The sequence below is a fragment of the Enterobacter sp. PP-008-ECC_S150 genome (genome assembly GCF_045257065.1).
Taxonomy (GTDB): domain Bacteria; phylum Pseudomonadota; class Gammaproteobacteria; order Enterobacterales; family Enterobacteriaceae; genus Enterobacter; species Enterobacter chengduensis.
Map to the genome: position 1 here is coordinate 282383 of NZ_JBJHHG010000002.1, position 19618 is coordinate 302000.

Genomic DNA, 19618 nt, shown 5'->3' on the forward strand with positions numbered 1-19618 from the left:
CTTTACTCATTCACTCGCCTGACTATACTGGCAATAAATTTTCACAGGAGACCTTCGTTGGAAAGTTATTTTAGCGTCGATACGAAGGTAAGCTAGCGCAATATTCTCGCTGCTTACCTTAACCGGTGGGCAGCAATCCTCTTTACGCGATTGTATCCCGACAGAATAAGAACCGCTCAATTTGTGGGGCATCGCGATGTTCATGTTTAAACACTCACTCTTTCCACCACCGTCGTTCTGACACGTTTAGCATTTAAACGGCGTTATGATGTGCTTAGCGAAGCACTGACGCTTATTATTTTATAACGTTAACAGGCGACAGGCTGATGTTCCCTTATATCTCTCATCTGCTCGCAGCGATGCTGCTGGGCGCAATTATCGGCGCGGAAAGGCAGTGGCGCCAGCGTATGGCCGGGCTTCGCACCAATGCACTGGTGGCGACGGGCGCAGCCGTATTTATTTTAAGTTCTCTCTCGACGTCGCCTGATAGCCCGGGGCGTATTGCAGCGCAGATTGTCTCCGGAATAGGCTTTCTTGGCGCAGGGGTCATTATGCGTGAGGGCATGAATATTCGTGGTCTCAATACTGCCGCTACGCTGTGGTGCTCGGCCGGAATTGGTGTGTTGTGCGGCTTAGGTCAATTCTGGAATGCCGCTATGGCCAGCGGAATTATACTCTGCGCCAACATCCTGCTTCGCGAGGCCGCGCAGCGGATTAATCAACTGCCCGCGCTCCACGAAGGCGAAAAATGCTATGTTCTGAAAATTACCTGCGATGACGAGCATAAAGATGCGGTGCGGCAGAGCGTGGTCAGCATGGCGAAAGAGTTGACGTTGAGTCTGAAAGCGATTTATTGCGATACGGCGCAAGCGGAAGGAAAAACGGAAATACGGGCCGAGGTGATGACCCGTGAGGAATACCGAAAATTACTCGATCTGATTATGGGTAATATTGGCGGGAATAAGATTATGGCTTCCGTGAGCTTTCACGCCGCTTAAACATAAACCGGGCGCAAAGCCCGGTTCTTTTTCCCGCTAACGGCACCCCTACTCGCTCAACCCGCGATTCTCCAGCATCGGTTCAATCTTCGGATCGTGCCCGCGCCACTGGCGATACAGCTCGGCTAAATCAGTACTATTCCCGCGCGACAAAATCGCCTCGCGGAATGTCTGCCCGTTTTCACGGGTCAGGCCGCCCTGCTCGACAAACCACTGATAGCCATCGTCCGCCAGCATCTGGGTCCACAGGTAAGCGTAATACCCCGCCGCATAGCCGCCGCCGAAGATATGGGCAAAGTAGCTGCTGCGGTAGCGCGGCGGTACGGCGGGCAGATCCAGCCCCTCTTTTTGCAACGCTGCCGTTTCAAAGCCCTCAACGTCCGATACGGCTTCACGGAGGGCGTGCCAGTTCATGTCCAGCAGCGCGGCTCCCAGCAGCTCCGTCATGTCATAACCCTTGTTGAAATGGGTCGCGTTGAGCATGCTTTCCCGCAGGGCGTCCGGCATCGGCTCGCCGGTTTCGTAATGGCGCGCATAATGGGTAAACACCTGCGGATGGCTGGCCCAGTGCTCGTTAATTTGCGACGGGAACTCAACGAAATCACGCGGCGTATTGGTGCCGGAAAGCGTGGCGAAGCGCTGGCTGGCAAACAGGCCGTGCAGCGTATGGCCAAACTCGTGGAACAGGGTTATCACGTCATCCCAGGAGAGAAGCGCAACGCCGCCGTTAGCCGGTTTCTGGTAGTTACAGACGTTGTAGATCACCGGGCGGGCAGCAAACTCGAAGGATTGCTCGACGAAATTCCCCATCCAGGCGCCGCCCTGCTTGGAATCACGGGCAAAGAAGTCACCGTAAAACAGCGCCATGCCCTCACCGGTGTGGTCGAAAATTTCCCATACGCGGACGTCCGGGTGATACACGGGGATATCGAAGCGCTCCACAAAGCGGATGCCAAACAGCTGGCTTGCGGCCCAGAATACGCCATCCTGAAGCACGGTGTTGAGCGCAAAATAGGGTCTGATTTGGGATTCATCAAGCGCATATTTCGCCTGGCGCACGCGCTCGGCATAGAAGGCCCAGTCCCAGGCCTGAACGGTGAAACCACCCTGCTCGTCGTTGATGACTTTCTGAATATCGGCCTGCTCGCGTTCCGCGCGGGCGCGGGCGGCTGGCACGATGCCGCGCATAAATTCCAGCGCGGCGGCAGGCGTTTTCGCCATCTGATCGGCGATGCTCCAGCTGGCGTAGTCTTCGAAGCCCAGCAGGCGAGCCTGTCGCGCGCGCAGCGCCGTCAGGCGAAGGATCAGCGCACGGGTGTCGTTTTCGTCCCCTTTCTGGGTACGCGTCCAGCCCGCGTTGAAGAGGTTTTCGCGGGTCTGGCGATTGCGTAGCGCCGCAAGCGCGGGCTGCTGGGTGGTGTTCAGAAGCGGGATCAGCCAGCGATCGTTTAGCCCTCTCTCCGCGGCGGCCTGCGCCGCGTCGGCAATCTCGCTGGCGCTGAGCCCGTCAAGCTGGTGCGCGTAATCCACCACCAGCCCACCCGTCTTATCGGCCGCCAGCAGACGCTGGTTAAACTGGCTGGTCAGGGTCGCCGCCTCGGTATTCAGCGCCTTTAGCTCCGCTTTTTCGGTCTCATTCAGACGCGCACCGGCAAGAATAAACCGCTGATACGTCTCCTCGACCAGCCGCCGGGATTCGGCATCCAGCGCGGCGCGGTCCTGCCAGACGCTCTCCACCCGGGCGAACAGCACGTCATTCAGCCAGATATCGTTCGCCAGGGCGGCAAGCTCGGTGGAGAACTGCTCTTCCAGCGCCTGTAAATACGGATTGGTGTGCGCGGAGGTCATGGCGAAGAACACGCTGCTGACGCGCGCGAGCATAGCGCCGCTTTTCTCCAGCGCCAGCACGGTGTTGGTGAAGTCAGGCGCAGCGGTCTGAGAGACAATGGCGTCAATATCCGCCCGCTTCTGGCGAAGCGCTTCATCGAACGCCGGGCGATAGTGGTCGTCGTTGATCTCATCAAAATGGGGGGCCTGGTAAGGCAGCAGGCTGATGTCAAAAAAGGGATTCGTGGCCGTCATCTTTCGCTCCTGAGTACGGGTATTCTCCCAGAGTAGGCCAGGCCGCCATTGCCTGCAACGCCGTCATACAAATGTTGCCTTAACGCCCCCTCTGCAGCCGTGCTATGTTAGTACAACACAAAAAGCGTTGAGGAACAGTGAGATGATTATTTTAGTTACCGGGGCAACGGCAGGTTTTGGTGAAAGCATCACGCGTCGCTTCGTCGCCAACGGGCATAAGGTTATTGCCACGGGTCGCCGCCAGGAGCGTTTACAGGAGCTGAAGGATGAACTGGGCGACAGCATCCTGACCGCGCAGCTGGACGTGCGCAACCGCGCGGCCATCGAAGAGATGATTGCCAACCTGCCCGCCGAGTGGCGCGACATCGACGTGCTGGTCAACAATGCCGGTCTGGCGCTGGGCATGGAGCCTGCGCATAAAGCCAGCGTTGAAGACTGGGAAAACATGATCGACACCAACAACAAGGGGCTGGTCTATATGACCCGCGCGGTGCTGCCGGGCATGGTCGAGCGCAACCGCGGCCACATTATTAACATCGGTTCTACCGCCGGAAGCTGGCCCTACGCGGGCGGCAACGTCTATGGCGCAACCAAGGCGTTTGTGCGCCAGTTCAGCCTGAACCTGCGTACTGACCTGCACGGCACCGCCATTCGCGTCACCGACATCGAGCCGGGTCTGGTGGGCGGCACCGAGTTTTCCAACGTGCGCTTCAAGGGCGACGATGCGAAAGTGGGCAAGACCTACGAAAATGCTAACGCGCTGACGCCAGAAGACGTCACCGAAACGGTCTGGTGGGTGGCGACGCTGCCGAAACACGTCAACATCAATACCGTAGAAATGATGCCTGTCAGCCAGAGTTTTGCCGGACTTAGCGTCCATCGTGGCTAAATTGGCCCTTCCCGGCCTGCGGGCCGGGTCTGTTTAGGCAACTAAAAGAATGGTAGTATGTTCGGGCTAACTCTCTGAGAAATGACAACTCATGGCCGCTGAATCGCAACTCAATCCTACCCAGCCCGTAAACCAGCAAATTTATCGCATTTTGCGACGTGATATTGTCCACTGCCTGATCCCACCCGGCACGCCGCTTTCTGAAAAAGAGGTGTCCGTGCGTTTTGACGTTTCCCGTCAGCCGGTGCGCGAAGCGTTTATCAAGCTTGCTGAAAACGGCCTGATTCAAATCCGCCCGCAGCGCGGCAGCTATGTGAACAAAATTTCACTTTCTCAGGTGCGTAACGGCTGTTTCGTTCGCCAGGCCATTGAATGCGCCGTCGCCCGCCGGGCCGCAACGCTTATCAATGACAACCAGTGTTACCTGCTGGAGCAGAACCTCCATCAGCAGCGCATTGCGATTGACCGCAAGCAGCTGAATGACTTCTTCCAGCTTGACGATGAATTCCACCAGAAGCTGGCGCAGATTGCGGATTGTCAGCTGGCCTGGGACACTATCGAAAACATCAAGGCCACTATTGACCGCGTGCGCTACATGAGCCTCGATCACGTCTCCCCGCCGGAAATGCTGCTTCGACAGCATCACGATATTTTCAGCGCGCTGGAAAAACGCGACCCGGACGGCGTGGAGAAAGCGATGACGCTGCATCTGCAGGAAATTAGCGAATCCGTGCAGCTGATTCGTCAGGAAAATAGCGAGTGGTTTAGCGAAGAGTAATAGTACGCCGCCCCCCTTTCGGGCGCGGCGATGGGGTTAGCGAACGACTAACACCGGGATCGTGGCGTAGCGCAAAATAGATTCGGCATTTGATCCCAGCAGATGGGTGGAGATGCCCGGATTTTTCGACCCGATGACGATCGCGTCATATTCTCCTTCCTTGCTGAGGCTGATAATTTCATCGCGGACGTTGCCAAAGCGAACCAGCGTGTCAATTTTCTCCGGCGAGATATCGAACAGTCTTTTTAACGCGTTCATTTTCTTGCCGGATTCCTCCGTCATATATTCTTCGAACTTTTTAATATCGGCGTTAAATCCGCGCAGCAGGGACCGGCTGCTGGCCGGCAGGATATTGACCAGGGTGATCGAGGCGCCCTCCGCCTTCGCGAGGTTTGCCGCGTGGCGAACCGCTTTGTCGCTCAAATCCATTTCAAACACGTCAACAGGCATCAAAATCTTCTTATACATAAGCCTGACTCCTTATTCCGATGAAAGGGTTATTTCCTGCAACCAGAATGGCAGCTGGAATATAAACCAACACTCAACGCTTGCCTGCTGAAACTATCAACAAATGAAAATTACGGTCTGCTTTGTCAATTTCCGTCGTGAACGGTCAGCGCCCAACGCAATAAAGAAAAAAGTGTGAGTTTGATCAAAAACAAAAACATGTGATGCAGACAGGCGTATTTATATGCTCCGTGAACGGCAACCCTGAAATAACGCCGTAACGAACAGGTTAGAAAGGAGAAAATACCATGATGACATACGACCGTAACCGCAATGCAATCACCACAGGCAGCCGCGTCATGATCAGCGGCACAAACCAGTTCGGCGTGATTAAAGCGATCCACAGCGACGGCCTCAATGCCGAGCAGGTGCGCCGCGGCAAAACGGTTGAAGTGGAAGGATGCGAAGGTAAGTTCGAACCGATTGAGCTGATTCGCCTGGGTATGCACTAACGGTGCGCAGACATGCCGCCGCGCACGGCGGCATGTGCTGAATTAGCGTTGAGAAACGTACTGCGCCACGGTCGCTTTCGCACCCTTTTGCAGCAGCGTCCTGTACGCCTTCATGACTGCATCAACGAAGCCTGCTTCACGCGGGAGTTCCTTGCCAAAGATAGCCTCAATGCCGAGCAGCGCCTTGACCCGGCTTTCCCCTTCCCCACTGCCCTTCACCGCCGCCTGAATCACCGCCAGCTGCGGATCGCTCACCTCGATAGGGTTACCCTGTTCGTCCACCCCGCCGACATAGCGCATCCACCCTGCCACGCCCAGCGCCAGCAGCGGAAACGGCTTCTGGTGTACCAGGTGCCAGCGCACGGAATCCAGCATGCGCTGCGGGAGCTTCTGGCTGCCGTCCATTGCGATTTGCCATGTCCGATGGCGCAGGGCCGGGTTGCTGTAGCGGGCGATCAGCAGATCGGCATAGCGGCCTAAATCGACGCCCTTCACTTTCAGCGTAGGCGCCTGCTCGTTGAGCATCAGCGCGTGCGCCGCGGCGCGATAGTTCGCATCTTCCATGCAGTCATTAATATGCTGATAACCGGCCAGATAACCGAGATACGCCAGGAAGGAGTGGCTGCCGTTGAGCATACGCAGCTTCATCTCTTCAAACGGGATCACGTCTGACACCAGCTCGGCGCCGGCCTTTTCCCACTCGGGACGCCCCGCCACAAAGTTATCTTCGATAACCCACTGGCGGAACGGTTCGCAGGCCACCGCCGCCGGATCGCGCACGCCGGTCAGCTTTTCGATTTTATCCAGCGTCTCGGGCGTCACCGCCGGTACGATACGATCCACCATGGTTGACGGGAAGGTAACGTTAGACTCGATCCAGTCCGCCAGCTCAGCGTCTACCGCTCGGGCATAGGCACAGGTCACATTGCGCATCACGTGGCCGTTCTCCGGCATGTTGTCGCATGACATCACGCTGAACGCGGGCAGACCCGCCGCTTTGCGGCGCGCCAGCGCTTCCACCACCACGCCCGGCGCAGATTTTGGCTGGTGCGGGTTTTGCAGGTCGGCGACGATAAACGGGTGATCGAGCATCAGTTGCCCGGTTGCGGGAGAATGGCAGTAGCCTTTTTCGGTGATGGTCAGTGAGACAATCGCCACCTGCGGTTCGCACATCGCGGCCAGCACGCTCTCCAGCCCGTCAACCTGCGCATGAAGGGCCTTTTTGACCACGCCCACCACGCGGGAAGTCCACGCATCGGCGGACATCTCCGCTACGGTATAGAGGTTATCCTGTGCGTTGAGATCGGCAATCTGCTGTTCGCCGCCAATCAGGTTTACTTCGCAGTAGCCCCAGTCGCTGCCGTGTTCCGCAGCGAGAATGTCGGCATACACCGCCTGATGCGCGCGGTGAAATGCGCCAAAGCCTAAATGAACAATGCGGGCGTTAAGGCTGTTGCGATCGTACTGAGGCAGCGTCGCGTTGGCCTGTAATAAGGTATTTTCCATCATTAATACTCGTTAATTAGAAAGCGGTGGATCGCTGCCGCTCATGTTGAAGCGGCTGCGCCTGCTGACTACACCAACTAGAATGGCAGCTGGGGTAAAAAAATCACTGCCATTAACCATACTGATACTGCCGTAGGAGATTTTGATTTATATTAACTTTTACGCATGTGGTGTGACATAAAGATAAAGTTGTGTGATAAGTCACGCAGGCTATAAACCATCAGCGCCGCGAGGAGACCGCGCCGTAACCCACGTTTTCTACTGGTGTGGACTCCGCCGCGTCTTGCGCCGCGCTCAAATCCCGGTCGCGCACTTCCGGCATCAGGATTGCCGAGACCAGCCCAATCGCGGAATAGACCACCAGCATGGCGACAATCGGCCACCAGGAGCCGGTCATATTGCAGAAAATCCCCGCCAGTACCGGACCAAAGCCTACCGCCACCAGACCGCCCGCCTCTTTGGAAATCGCCATACGGGTAAAGCGATTTCGCGAGCCAAACATCTCCGCCATGGTGATATTTTCCAGCGCAAACAGCCCCAGCACCGCGAAATTATGGATAACGATGATGCTGAGCATGATCGTCCCCGGCGCATAGCTCTTATCGACGATAATCGACAGCATCGGGTACGCGAGCACAATGGCGGAGATATTGAGGATGATGTACGGCAGGCGGCGTCCCACTTTATCGGATAGCCAGCCCAGCAGCGGGATAGAGATAAACCCGAGAATGGAGCTGATCATCAGCGCATCGGTAGGGATGGCCTTATCGAACAGCAGCGTCTGGACCAGATAGCCCGCAAGGAATGTCTGGATCAGACCCGAGTTGCCCGCCTGACCAAACCGCAGGCCGGTCGCCAGCCAAAAGGATTTGCTTTTCACCATCGAACCCATCGAGGTGTCCGGCTGTACGGTTTGCGCATCGTTCACTTTCTCAAAGACCGGGCTCTCTTTCAGGTTCATACGCAGCCAGATGGCGAAGATCATCACCACCACGCTGGCGAGGAACGGCACGCGCCAGCCCCAGGCAATCAGCTCTTCACGGTCGAGGGCAAAGAACATAATGGCCCAGATCGCCGTCGCGCTCAGCGTTCCGCAGTTAGTGCCCATCGCCACCAGCGAGGAGATGATGCCGCGTTTCCCTTTCGGCGCGTACTCCGCCAGCATGGTCCCGGCCCCGGAAATTTCAGCCCCGGCGCCCAGCCCCTGAATAATACGCAGCGTCACCAGCAGAACGGGGGCAAAAATCCCGATCTGCGCGTAGGTCGGCAGGACGCCGATCAGCGTGGTGCAGATCCCCATCATGGTGATAGTGATGAACATCACTTTTTTACGGCCAATGCTGTCGCCCATTCTGCCGAAGATAAAGGCGCCGACAATGCGTGCGATATAGCCTGCGCCGTAGGTCCCCATGGCGAGGATCAACGCCATCGCGGCCGACTGTTCCGGGAAGAAGATCTCGTGGAAAACCAGGGCGGCCCCCAGCGAGTAAAGCTGAAAGTCCATAAACTCCAGGGCGGTGCCCAGCCAGCCGGAAACGGCGGCTTTCACCAGATCGGAGGTGGTTCTTTGTGGTTGTGCTTGCGTCATAATGGCTATCTCTGAAGGTAAGATGCGTACCACATAGAGCCCGTCTGCGCGGGCTCTTAACCGCGAAAATGATTATTGGCCGAACGTGAGCAGAACCTTGCAGCACTGCCGCTGGTCTTTCTCAAACAGTTCAATGGCGTCCGTAACGTGGTGATAGTCAAAGGTATGGGTGATCAGTTTTTCCGGGTGGATCAGCCCTTTTTCCAGCCAGTCGATGACGACCGGGAATTTGTTGGCATTGAGGCGTGAGGAAAATATCGCCAGCTCTTTGCCGGTGATGCCCTGCTGAACGATCTGGCTCGGCTCGCTGGAGAAGCCCATCAGCACGATGCGCGCCGCCGGAGAAGCGAGGGTTATCGCTTCCTGCAAAATGGACGGATGGCAGGCGGCATCGATGATTAACGTCGGTTTGATGCCCTTTTCGTCCAGCGCGGCCTGCAGCGACTGCTCGCCGTTATTCAGCACCCAGTCCGCGCCGCTGCGCTGGGCCATGTTCAGGCGCTCATCGATGCGGTCAACCACGATAACCTGCTTCACCCGATAGACGCCTTTCAGCGCCTGCACGGTGACCAGCCCCATCGGGCCCGCGCCGTAAATCAGCGCGACGTCCTGTTCAGTCGGCCTCGCCTGCCCCGTCACGTTGGCGGCGATGGTAAAGGGCTCGATCATAACGGCGTGTTTATCCGGTATTGCATCCGGGATGGGCCAGGCGTTTTTTGCGGGCACGGTCGCGTATTCGCTGAAGCCGCCGTCGCGATGGACGCCCAGCACCACCAGCGAGGCGCAGACGTTGGGCTTTCCGACGGAGCACGGGTAGCAGTGCCCGCAGCTGATCACCGGATCAACCGAGACGCGCTGGCCCAGGCGGTCACCGTCAACGCCCTCGCCCACGGCGTCAATCACGCCAAAAAACTCATGACCAATCACGCGCGGATACTTCGCGAAGGGGTTATGGCCGCGGTAGATGTGGCTGTCCGACCCGCAGATCCCGGCCAGTCTAATCCTGACGCGAACTTCACCTGCGCCCGGCATTGGGAGCGGCCGTTCCTCAATCACCAGTTCGTTCGGCTGCTGAATCACTACGCTTTTCATCGTTTGCTCCTCGCTTACCAGTTCCACAGCGTGCCGTCTTCAAGACGGGCTACCGGCAGATAGGCCGGATCGTACGGGTATTTCGCCGCCAGCTTTTCATCAAACTCGATCCCCAGACCCGGCTTGTCGCCCGGATGCATATAGCCGTTATCAAAGCGCCAGCCGTGCGGGAAGACCTCCAGCATCTGTTCGGAATAACCCATATATTCCTGCACGCCAAAGTTCGGCACCCACAGGTCGAAATGCAGCGCGGCGGCGTGGCAAACGGGTGAAAGATCGGACGGGCCGTGCGAGCCGGTTCGCACCTGGTAGAGCGCGGCGAAGTCCGCGATGCGGCGCATTCCGCTGATGCCGCCCGCATGGGTTATGGTGGTGCGGATATAGTCGATAAGCTGCTCTTCAATGAGCTGCTTGCAGTCCCAGATGCTGTTAAACACTTCGCCCACCGCAATCGGCGTGACGGTATGCTGGCGGATCAGGCGGAAGCAGGCCTGATTTTCGGCAGGCGTGGGATCCTCCATCCAGAACATACGAAACGCTTCGATGCTTTTGCCGAAGCGCGCCGCTTCGATTGGCGTCAGGCGATGGTGCATGTCGTGCAGAAGATGTTCATTAAAGCCGAATTTATTGCGCACCGCGTCGAACAGCTTTGGCGTGAAGTCGAGGTATTTTTCGGTGGACCAGAGCTGCTCTTCCGGCCAGTCGCCCTTGGTCGCGGGCTCGTAGGCCAGCCCCTTCCCTTTGGCCATGCCGTAGGTGGTTTTCATGCCCGGCACGCCGCACTGGACGCGAATCGCCTTAAAGCCCAACTCCTTATGGCGAGCGTAGTCTTCAAGCACGTCGTCGATGGTGTGCCCGGTGGTGTGGCAGTAGACCATGACTCCCTCGCGGGAAGCGCCGCCCAGCAGCTGGTAAAGGGGCATGTTGGCCGCTTTCGCCTTGATATCCCACAGCGCCATATCCACGGCGGAGATGGCCGACATGGTGACCGGACCGCGACGCCAGTAGGCCCCCTTATAGAAGAACTGCCAGATGTCTTCGATGCGGTGCGCATCGCGGCCAATCAGCTGGGGGCAGAGGTGATCCTTGAGGTAGGATGCCACGGAAAGCTCGCGTCCGTTCAGGGTCGCGTCACCGAGGCCGACAATCCCCTCGTCGGTAGTGATTTTTAGGGTGACAAAGTTCCGCCCCGGGCAGGTAACAAACACGTCAGCCGCGACAATCTTCATAATTCCTTTCCTTACATCGGTCGTTGTGATGCTGGAAATTTACCCACCAACCCTACTACCATACAAGTATAACGATCGTTAAATCAGCTAACGATCACAAAAATACGGGGGCTCAGGCCCGCCCCCATCCCGCGACAATAATCAGCATACCGCACAGGGCAATCAGCGCACCGGCCCAGTCGTACGCGCTGAGTTTTACGCCGTCTACCACCCGTAGCCACAGCAGCGCAGTACACACATAAACACCGCCGTAAGCCGCGTAAACGCGCCCGCTGGCCGCCGGATGCAGGGTTAACAGCCAGACAAAGAGGGCCAGCGCAACGCCCGCCGGGATCAGCAGCAGCGCGCTTCCCCCCTTCTTCAGCCAGAGCCAGGGCAGGAAGCAGCCGATGATTTCGCACAGGGCGGTAGCAAAAAAAAGCAGCGTCGTTTTAAGCATATTTCACGTCAGGTGAGGAATTATTTAGGCATCATACCTGATGATGCCCTTTACTTTTCCATACTTGCCCCGCGGGTATGACGTTATTTCGCTTTGGTGTAGAATCTGTACGGGGTAACTCGATTATCTGCACCCATTTAAAAGGAAACGCTATGACCACATTAAGCAAACGCCTTTGTCTGACAGCCCTGCTGGCGATGTCATCGTTCGCTTTTGCCGCCTCTGCGACAGCACAAACCAGCAAGCTCGTTATTGAGTCTGGTGACAGCGCGCAAAGCCGCCAGAATGCCGCCATGGACAAAGAACAATGGAATGACACCCGCAGCCTTCGTCAGAAGGTCAACAAACGTGCTGAAAAAGAGTGGGACAAAGAAGATGTCGCTTTTGACGCGCGCGATAAGTGTCAGCAAAGCGCAAACGTCAATGCCTACTGGGAGCCTAACACCCTGCGCTGCCTCGATCGCCGCACTGGCCGCACGGTAGCTCCGTAATGTCGGCTTCGTGTGACGTTAAGCTCCGTCCGCTGGAGCGGGAAGACCTGCGCTTCGTCCACCAGCTCGACAATAACGCCAGCGTGATGCGCTACTGGTTCGAAGAGCCTTACGAGGCCTTTGTTGAGTTGTCCGATCTCTACGATAAGCACATTCACGATCAGAGCGAACGTCGTTTTGTGGTGGAGTGTGGAGGCGAAAAAGCCGGGCTGGTAGAGCTGGTTGAGATCAACCACGTTCACCGTCGGGCGGAGTTCCAGATCATCATCTCCCCTGAGCATCAGGGAAAAGGCCTGGCCTCACGGGCGGCGAAGCTGGCAATGGACTACGGTTTCAACGTTCTGAACCTCTACAAGCTGTACCTGATTGTGGACAAAGAGAACGAGAAAGCGATCCATATCTACCGCAAGCTGGGCTTTATGGTGGAAGGCGAGCTGATTCACGAGTTCTTTATCAACGGTGAATACCGCAATACCATCCGCATGTGCATCTTCCAGCATCAGCACCTGGCCGGGCATAAACCGTCTGGCGCCAGCCTGCTGAAGCCGACCGCGCAATGAGAGGGATGACAGACCCTGTCATCAATAATGGCGCGGTCTTTATTGCCGGGTGGCGCTTTGCTTACCCGGCCTACTTTGTGAAATAATATCAATACCTTGCTTAGTAATATTCAATCGTGTTTTTGATGGTGTACTTGCGCTCGACGGCCGGTTTAACGCTTTCGTCCGTAATCGTCAGATCGCAGCTCACCGGATTGTTGTGTCGATCGTAGTCGCAGCTCTGCTTCACGTTGCCCAGCGGCTTGTCATTCAGCACGCTCACTGCCGAGTAATCCATTCTTTTGCGCAGATCTTTAGACGGCGTCGACTGGACGGACAGATGCTGATCCCCGGAGACGGTGGTTTTGCCCAGCGGGTAGCCATCCGCGTCGTAGCGATACTTTACTTCCATCTCTTTGCCGTGCGCCGCCACCACAAAACCGTTGTCGTCGGTATCCCACGTCACCCCGGCTGATGGCAGTTCGGCCAGCTGGCATTTCCCCTGCAGCTTCACTTTGCGCTGCTGGGTTTCCGCATCAAGGTAGTAGTTGGCGTCCAGCACCAGCGCCACGCCGGTGTTGGCCTCAAGGTCGTGCAGCTCCAGCGTATCGAAACACCCTTCCGTCGAGACGGTGCCGGTGACCCTTTTGGACACTTCGCCCTTCTCGTTGAACAGGGTCTGGGTAAAGTCTTTAACCGGGCCGCGCAGCGGGTCAAAATCAAACTCGTTCGAAAAACTCGCCATCTCGGGCGTAAACGACAGCGGTGCGGAGCTGTTGTCGCACCCCGCGAGTGTTGCTGCCAGTAGCGTTATCGCTGCGTATTTCTTCACATTTATTACCGCTCAGGGAGATTATTCTCAATCATATTAGCAAATACAGTTGTTTACACGAAGCCTGCTAGAATAAATCTACACACAGAGAAAAGGAGCGACAGATGAAACGGTTACCCTGGATTACCGCCCTGCTGTTAATGAGTGCCTCAACGGCCGCGCTGGCGGCACCGGATTCCTGCGAGCGCGTGAAAAGCGACATACAGCAAAAGATTATTAACAACGGCGTGCCTGAATCAGGCTTTACCCTGACCATTGTGCCGAACGATCAGGCCGACCAGGCGGGCACGCAGGTGGTAGGTCACTGCGCCAACGACACCTTTAAAATTTTGTACACCCGAACCGGCGGCGGGGCTGCTGAATCTCAGTAATTTAGCCTGAATCCCCTTTGAATTGATAAGGATTAAGATTTAATACCCCCAAATAAGTAACACTCACCCCATCATTAGCCCGGTCATCATTTCGGGAAAAATAATACGCAATTATAATGATGGGGTGAGCCATGTCCGATAGCGAACATCACGGCGGAATTAGCCGTCGAACTCTCGTGAAATCTACCGCATTAGGTTCTCTGGCGCTTGCCGCCGGTGGGATCTCGCTTCCATTTGGATTAAAAAGCGCGGCCGCAGCGGTGAAGAACGCCGTCCAGCCTGCACAAGATAAGGTCGTGTGGGGCGCCTGCTCGGTCAACTGCGGCAGCCGCTGTGCCCTGCGACTGCACGTCCGTGATGACGAAGTGTACTGGGTCGAAACGGATAACACCGGTGAAGATATTTATGGCGATCATCAGGTCCGCGCCTGCCTGCGCGGCCGTTCTATTCGTCGTCGTATCAATCATCCTGACCGTCTGAACTACCCGATGAAGCGCGTGGGCAAACGTGGCGAAGGCAGGTTTGAGCGCATCTCCTGGGATGAAGCGCTGAACGCTATCACCGCCAGCCTGAAAGATGTGGTCGCTCACTACGGCAACGAAGCGGTGTACATAAACTACTCCTCCGGCATTGTCGGCGGCAATATCACCCGCTCCTCCCCTTACGCTTCGCTGGTGGCGCGCCTGATGAACTGCTACGGCGGTTTCCTGAGCCACTACGGCACCTACAGCACGGCGCAAATTGCCTGCGCGATGCCCTACACCTACGGCAGTAACGACGGCAACAGCACCTCGGACATCGAAAACACCAGGCTGGTGGTGATGTTCGGCAATAACCCGGCGGAAACGCGCATGAGCGGCGGCGGAATTACGTACTATATGGAGCAGGCTCGCGAGCGCTCTAACGCCCGCATGATCGTTATTGACCCGCGCTACACCGACACGGCAGCCGGACGTGAAGACGAATGGATCCCGATCCGTCCGGGAACCGATGCCGCGCTGGTGGCGGGCATTGCCTGGGTATTAATCGACGAAAACATGGTCGACCAGCCGTTCCTCGACAAATACTGCGTCGGCTATGACGAAAAAACGCTGCCGGAAGGCGCGCCCGCTAACGGTCACTACAAGGCCTACATTCTCGGCCAGGGCGATGACGGCACGGCAAAAACGTCGGAGTGGGCTTCGCACATCACCGGTATCCCTGCCGATCGCATCGTTAAGCTAGCCCGCGAGATTGGCTCAACGAAACCTGCCTACATCTGCCAGGGCTGGGGACCGCAGCGTCAGGCGAACGGCGAGCTGACGTCCCGCGCCATCGCGATGCTGCCGATCCTCACCGGAAACGTGGGCATCAACGGCGGGAACAGCGGCGCGCGTGAGTCAACCTACACCATCACCATCGAGCGCATGCCGCTGCCGGATAACCCGGTCAAAACGCAAATTTCCTGCTTCAGCTGGACGGACGCTATCGCCCGCGGGCCGGAGATGACCGCCCTGCGCGACGGCGTGCGCGGTAAAGATAAGCTGGACGTGCCGATTAAGTTCATCTGGAACTACGCGGGTAACACCCTCATCAATCAGCACTCCGATATCAATAAAACCCACGACATCCTGCAGGATGAAAGCAAGTGCGAAATGATTGTCGTCATCGACAACTTTATGACCTCGTCAGCGAAGTACGCCGATATCCTGTTGCCGGACCTGATGACCGTCGAGCAGGAAGACATCATTCCTAACGATTATGCGGGCAATATGGGCTACCTGATTTTCCTCCAGCCCGTGACCGCGCCGAAGTTCGAGCGTAAGCCCATCTACTGGATCATGAGCGAGGTGGCGAAACGCCTCGGGCCGGATGTCCATCAGAGATTCACCGAAGGGCGCACGCAGGAGCAGTGGCTGCAGTTCCTGTACGCCAAAATGCTCGAAAAAGATCCTCAGCTGCCGTCCTATGACGAGCTGAAAAAAATGGGCATTTATAAGCGCAAAGATCCGAACGGACACGTTGTGGCCTATAAAAAATTCCGCGAAAATCCGGAAGCCAATCCTTTGAAAACGCCATCGGGCAAGATTGAAATTTACTCCAGCAAGCTGGCGGAGATCGCCTCTTCCTGGGAGCTGGAAAAAGACGAGACCATCAGCCCGCTGCCCGTCTACGCCTCAACCTTTGACGGCTGGGATGCGCCCGCGCGCGCGCAGTTCCCGCTGCAGCTGTTTGGCTTCCACTTCAAAGCGCGTACCCACTCGAGCTACGGCAACGTCGACGTGCTGAAAGCGGCCTGTCGCCAGGAGGTCTGGATTAATCCTGTCGATGCCGAAAAACGCGGCATTAAGAACGGCGATACGGTGCGCGTCTTTAATCATCGCGGCGAGGTGCGAATTGAAGCGAAAGTGACGCCGCGCATTATGCCCGGCGTAAGCGCCATGGGTCAGGGGGCCTGGCATGATGCCGATATGCGGGGCGATCGTATTGACCATGGCTCATGCATCAACACGCTGACGACGCATCGTCCTTCTCCCCTGGCAAAAGGCAACCCGCAGCACACCAATCTGGTGCAGATCGAAAAGGTGTAGTGGGTGCATTACGTAGCCGTAGTTTATTCTATGGTTTGTATTATCGGTTAACACAGTCGCGCGGACGCCCTCCGCGCGAGCAAGGAAGATTTAATGAAAGACGTCTCACATCGTGAATCGTTCGCGTTCAGCGCCCGGGTGCTGGGCGCGCTGTTTTATTTCTCGCCAGACAGCGAGCAGGCTGCGCCGCTGGTGCAGGCCCTCACGGCGGGCGAATGGGTTCCGGACTGGCCTCTGCCGCCGGAAACGCTGCAGCCCGTCGCGGATACCTTTGCCACTCCTGGCGATGAGCCGCTGACGGACGCGTGGCAACGGCTGTTCATTGGCCCTTACGCCCTGCCCGCTCCGCCGTGGGGCTCCGTCTGGTTGGACCGCGAATCCGTGCTGTTTGGCGACTCGACCCTTGCGCTACGCCAGTGGATGCGGGAGAACGCTATCGCGTTTGAGATGCAGCAGAATGAGCCAGAAGATCACTTCGGTACGCTGCTGATGCTTGCGGCGTGGCTGGCCGAGAACGGCCGCGATGCGGAATGCGCTCAGCTTCTGGCATGGCACCTGCTGCCTTGGAGCACCCGCTTCCTGTCGGAATTTGTCGATAACGCCGGGCATCCGTTTTATACCGCGCTGGGCAAGCTTGCGCAGCTGACGCTCGCAGACTGGCGCTCCGGACTGCTTATTCCGGTGGCGGAAAAGACGCTGTATCGGTAAGGGATGTGGCTTGCTCGCGGATGGCGGGCAAGCCAGGCTAGCATTTAGACGTCTCCGCCTGATTTACTCACGCTCTCTTTGCTTTGAATGAACCGCAGTGCCAGGTAGAGGTCTGGGGCCAGAATCATGTCATCATCATTCATTGTGGGCCGGCTCTCTTTAAACCAGCGCGTTAACTCCGTTTTCCTGCCCGCAAGGATTAACGTAATCTGTCGCTCTTTCAGGTCACGCTTTAGCTCATTAATGGTTGCCAGCACGCTGATGTCTGAATAGGTGAAGCACGCAACGGCATCAATGACCACCCATTTAGGTTGTAATGCGGCGCCGTCAACCAGGTTCAAAACCCGACGTTTAAAATAGGCCACATTAAAATAGGTCAACGGTGAGTTAAACCGATACATCAGCACGCCCGGGACCATTTTAATATCAGTTGTATTGCCTAACGAGTGAATCATTCCCTCTTCGTCAGTACCCAGCAGGTGCTCAGAGGGACGAAATACTGTTCGAAGGAACTGCAGCAGGCCAAGCAACACCGCAAGGCCGATCCCCTGGATAACGCCGATAATTAACACACAGCCAAATGTGAAAAAGGCCAGGCGAAATGCCTGTTTATTTCTGCGCCTCAGGTTCCATAATCCACGTAAATCAATCAATGACCACGACGCATACATGAGAACAATGCCCAACGCAGAAACGGGAATAAACTGTAATGGTCGAGTGAAAAAGACCACCACGATACCGATGATGAAGGCGGCGACGATGGAGACCAGCTGGCTTTTTCCCCCGACGGAATCATTCACCGCGGTTCGGGAATCGGCACCGCTGATAGCAAACCCCTGAGATAACCCAGACATAATGTTCGCAATCCCCAGCGCCCGAAACTCGGCATCAGCATTAATTTCATAGCCATTTTTCGCGGCGAAACTGCGGGCGGTCAGCATCAGACTGACAAAACTGACCAACGCCAGGTTCAGCGCCGGGATCACTAAATCACGCATCGGTCCCGGCTGGAACGCTCCCCAGTGAACAATGGGTAAACCAGACTGGAAGCCATCCCCGCCAATTGTGGCAATGCCATACTGCTGCGCGGATGTCGCCCACACCAGCAACGTTGTTAACACAATGGCAATCAACGGTGCTGGCCACTGGCTGCGGTACGTCCTGATAACGATTAAAATAATTAACGTAAAGAGTGATATTGCTAAGGTTAATAAATGGCTATCTGAAATTTGCCCCGGCAAGGCCATTATTTTTTCAATAACCTGCGCCTGCTCAAGCTTGATCCCCAACACCTTGCCCAATTGCCCAACAATAATCGTCACGGCAACGCCATTGAGCAAACCCGTAAGAATGGGATGAGAAAGGAGATCGGCCAGTGCGCCCAGGCGAAATTTACTGGCAAGCAGGCACCACCCGCCCATCATCAATGTCATGACGATCGTCAGCTGCCAGTGCAGTTCGGGATTGCCCGCAGAAAGGGGAAATACGACGGCCGCAATCACCGCGCAGGTTGTCGCATCAGGACCCACAATAAGCTGACGTGAAGAACCAAAAAGGGCATACGCGATCATCGGTAACACGCAGGAGTACAGCCCTACGATTGCCCCTACCCCCGCCAGCTCGGCATAGGCAATCGCAACGGGCAGCGCGACGGCCGCAACGGATAACCCGGCTTTAACATCCTGTTTTAGCCAGCTTTTATCGTAGGCTAACAAATTTTGTAAGCCTGGCATGTAGTTTAACAACAGTTTTCCGAACACCTTATTCTCCGGACCTGGACATTACTCAGAAGATGTTGGCACACTTTTCACTGAGGTTCTGGTTTTCAAATGCTCCGGACTGAGACGCCGCCTCTCGTTTTTTGATAAAATCCATTTAAAGAGGAAACATGTCGTTGGCTTCCAGAACCGCACGTTTTGCTAAACCGAAACAGGGTGTTTGATCGCAAATGCCGCAGATTGCTTCAAAAAAATTCCCCTGTTTGTTATATTGTTGTTTATTGCTTATTCACCTCTGCGGTGCCAAAAAGAACAAGATTCACCGCGACCCAGGACAGAGAAATGTTAGATTACCGCTTCCCGACAGCTTTGCAGATGGTTCTCAGCGTAGCGATGGCGGAGCAATTAGGAAAACGTTCGACGAGTGCCATTCTGGCCTACGGCCTGGAAGCCAACCCGAGCTTTATCCGTAAATTGATGGTTCCGCTGACGCGTGACGGCATTATCGTTTCAACGCTAGGCCGTAACGGCTCCATTCATCTTGGCCGCCCGCCGGAAGAGATAACCCTGCGCGACATCTACCTGTCGGTCATCGAAGATAAAAAGCTGTGGGCGTCGCGCCCTGACGTACCGGCCCGCTGCGTGGTCAGCGCTAACGCCTGCTGGTACTTCAAGTCGATTTCCGAAGAGGCCGAGGAGGCTTCGCTGGCGGTACTCGCCCGCCATACCGTGGCAAGCGCGCTGGAAGAGGTTAAAAACGCCGACAGCAGCGGATGCGATCCGCTCCCAGAACTTATTGCCCAGTATCAAAAGACGTCGTAACCATTTT

At 56.4% G+C, this 19618-nt stretch carries 19 protein-coding genes; 10 read left to right on the top strand and 9 right to left on the bottom strand.

The window, feature by feature from the left end; genetic code table 11:
- The first annotated feature begins 326 nt into the window (after positions 1-326).
- The gene (locus ACJBF3_RS03980) at positions 327-998 is read left to right on the top strand and encodes an MgtC family protein (protein ID WP_045329039.1); all 672 of its coding nucleotides are present in this window, start codon (positions 327-329) and stop codon (positions 996-998) included.
- 48 nt (positions 999-1046) lie between these two features.
- Here ACJBF3_RS03980 and dcp read toward each other — a convergent pair whose 3' ends face one another.
- Entirely contained in the window at positions 1047-3080 is a 2034-nt protein-coding gene (gene dcp, locus ACJBF3_RS03985; protein WP_045329040.1) for a peptidyl-dipeptidase Dcp, read from the bottom strand.
- A 142-nt stretch (positions 3081-3222) separates the two neighbouring features.
- Between dcp and ydfG the strand changes: the two genes are divergently transcribed.
- Both ydfG and ACJBF3_RS03995 read left to right on the top strand, forming a co-directional pair.
- Entirely contained in the window at positions 3223-3969 is a 747-nt protein-coding gene (gene ydfG / locus ACJBF3_RS03990) for a bifunctional NADP-dependent 3-hydroxy acid dehydrogenase/3-hydroxypropionate dehydrogenase YdfG (RefSeq protein ID WP_045329041.1), read from the top strand.
- Between the two features lie 91 nt (positions 3970-4060).
- Positions 4061-4747: a GntR family transcriptional regulator gene (locus tag ACJBF3_RS03995; RefSeq protein ID WP_014883681.1), complete on the top strand. Its 687-nt coding sequence runs from the start codon at positions 4061-4063 to the stop codon at positions 4745-4747.
- A 36-nt stretch (positions 4748-4783) separates the two neighbouring features.
- On the opposite strand, the gene ACJBF3_RS04000 is transcribed toward ACJBF3_RS03995, so the two are convergent.
- On the bottom strand, positions 4784-5215 hold the full coding sequence (locus tag ACJBF3_RS04000; RefSeq protein ID WP_032640434.1) for a universal stress protein: 432 nt from the start codon (positions 5213-5215) through the stop codon (positions 4784-4786).
- Positions 5216-5502: 287 nt separating this feature from the next.
- Between ACJBF3_RS04000 and ydfZ the strand changes: the two genes are divergently transcribed.
- Entirely contained in the window at positions 5503-5706 is a 204-nt protein-coding gene (gene ydfZ / locus ACJBF3_RS04005) for a putative selenium delivery protein YdfZ (RefSeq protein WP_045329042.1), read from the top strand.
- 42 nt (positions 5707-5748) lie between these two features.
- On the opposite strand, the gene ACJBF3_RS04010 is transcribed toward ydfZ, so the two are convergent.
- The 5 genes from ACJBF3_RS04010 to ACJBF3_RS04030 form a co-directional block, all read right to left on the bottom strand.
- On the bottom strand, positions 5749-7212 hold the full coding sequence (locus tag ACJBF3_RS04010; RefSeq protein WP_045329129.1) for a mannitol dehydrogenase family protein: 1464 nt from the start codon (positions 7210-7212) through the stop codon (positions 5749-5751).
- A gap of 220 nt (positions 7213-7432) precedes the next feature.
- On the bottom strand, positions 7433-8800 hold the full coding sequence (locus ACJBF3_RS04015) for an MFS transporter (protein ID WP_047723589.1): 1368 nt from the start codon (positions 8798-8800) through the stop codon (positions 7433-7435).
- A gap of 72 nt (positions 8801-8872) precedes the next feature.
- A complete protein-coding gene (locus tag ACJBF3_RS04020; RefSeq protein ID WP_045329044.1) occupies positions 8873-9892 on the bottom strand; it encodes a Zn-dependent oxidoreductase in 1020 nt (339 codons plus the stop codon).
- A 14-nt stretch (positions 9893-9906) separates the two neighbouring features.
- Positions 9907-11121: a D-mannonate dehydratase ManD gene (manD, locus tag ACJBF3_RS04025; RefSeq protein ID WP_045329045.1), complete on the bottom strand. Its 1215-nt coding sequence runs from the start codon at positions 11119-11121 to the stop codon at positions 9907-9909.
- Between the two features lie 112 nt (positions 11122-11233).
- Positions 11234-11560, bottom strand: coding sequence for a YnfA family protein (locus tag ACJBF3_RS04030; RefSeq protein ID WP_025757996.1), 327 nt, complete (start codon positions 11558-11560; stop codon positions 11234-11236).
- Between the two features lie 152 nt (positions 11561-11712).
- Here ACJBF3_RS04030 and ACJBF3_RS04035 point away from each other — a divergent pair, with 152 nt between their 5' ends.
- Positions 11713-12051: a DUF1283 family protein gene (locus ACJBF3_RS04035; protein WP_045329046.1), complete on the top strand. Its 339-nt coding sequence runs from the start codon at positions 11713-11715 to the stop codon at positions 12049-12051.
- The gene (gene speG / locus ACJBF3_RS04040) at positions 12051-12611 is read left to right on the top strand and encodes a spermidine N1-acetyltransferase (protein ID WP_014883673.1); all 561 of its coding nucleotides are present in this window, start codon (positions 12051-12053) and stop codon (positions 12609-12611) included. The genes ACJBF3_RS04035 and speG overlap by 1 nt, the downstream gene beginning before the upstream one ends.
- A 100-nt stretch (positions 12612-12711) precedes the next feature.
- Here the strand turns inward: speG and ACJBF3_RS04045 are convergent, their stop codons facing one another.
- Positions 12712-13422 (bottom strand): YnfC family lipoprotein, encoded by a 711-nt coding sequence (locus ACJBF3_RS04045; protein ID WP_045329047.1) that lies wholly within the window; start codon positions 13420-13422, stop codon positions 12712-12714.
- A 104-nt stretch (positions 13423-13526) separates the two neighbouring features.
- Here ACJBF3_RS04045 and ACJBF3_RS04050 point away from each other — a divergent pair, with 104 nt between their 5' ends.
- The 3 genes from ACJBF3_RS04050 to dmsD all read left to right on the top strand — a co-directional run bounded on the left by ACJBF3_RS04050 (position 13527) and on the right by dmsD (position 17071).
- Positions 13527-13793, top strand: a complete 267-nt coding sequence (locus ACJBF3_RS04050; protein ID WP_045329048.1) for a DUF1161 domain-containing protein — start codon at positions 13527-13529, stop codon at positions 13791-13793.
- Positions 13794-13924: 131 nt separating this feature from the next.
- Positions 13925-16363 (top strand): selenate/tellurate reductase subunit YnfE, encoded by a 2439-nt coding sequence (gene ynfE, locus ACJBF3_RS04055; protein WP_047717730.1) that lies wholly within the window; start codon positions 13925-13927, stop codon positions 16361-16363.
- A 93-nt stretch (positions 16364-16456) separates the two neighbouring features.
- On the top strand, positions 16457-17071 hold the full coding sequence (gene dmsD / locus ACJBF3_RS04060; protein ID WP_045329050.1) for a Tat proofreading chaperone DmsD: 615 nt from the start codon (positions 16457-16459) through the stop codon (positions 17069-17071).
- 44 nt (positions 17072-17115) lie between these two features.
- Here dmsD and ACJBF3_RS04065 read toward each other — a convergent pair whose 3' ends face one another.
- On the bottom strand, positions 17116-18831 hold the full coding sequence (locus tag ACJBF3_RS04065) for a SulP family inorganic anion transporter (RefSeq protein ID WP_045329051.1): 1716 nt from the start codon (positions 18829-18831) through the stop codon (positions 17116-17118).
- A gap of 300 nt (positions 18832-19131) precedes the next feature.
- On the opposite strand from ACJBF3_RS04065, the gene ACJBF3_RS04070 reads away from it, so the two are divergent.
- Positions 19132-19611, top strand: a complete 480-nt coding sequence (locus tag ACJBF3_RS04070) for an Rrf2 family transcriptional regulator (RefSeq protein ID WP_032640456.1) — start codon at positions 19132-19134, stop codon at positions 19609-19611.
- The last annotated feature ends 7 nt before the right edge of the window (positions 19612-19618 follow it).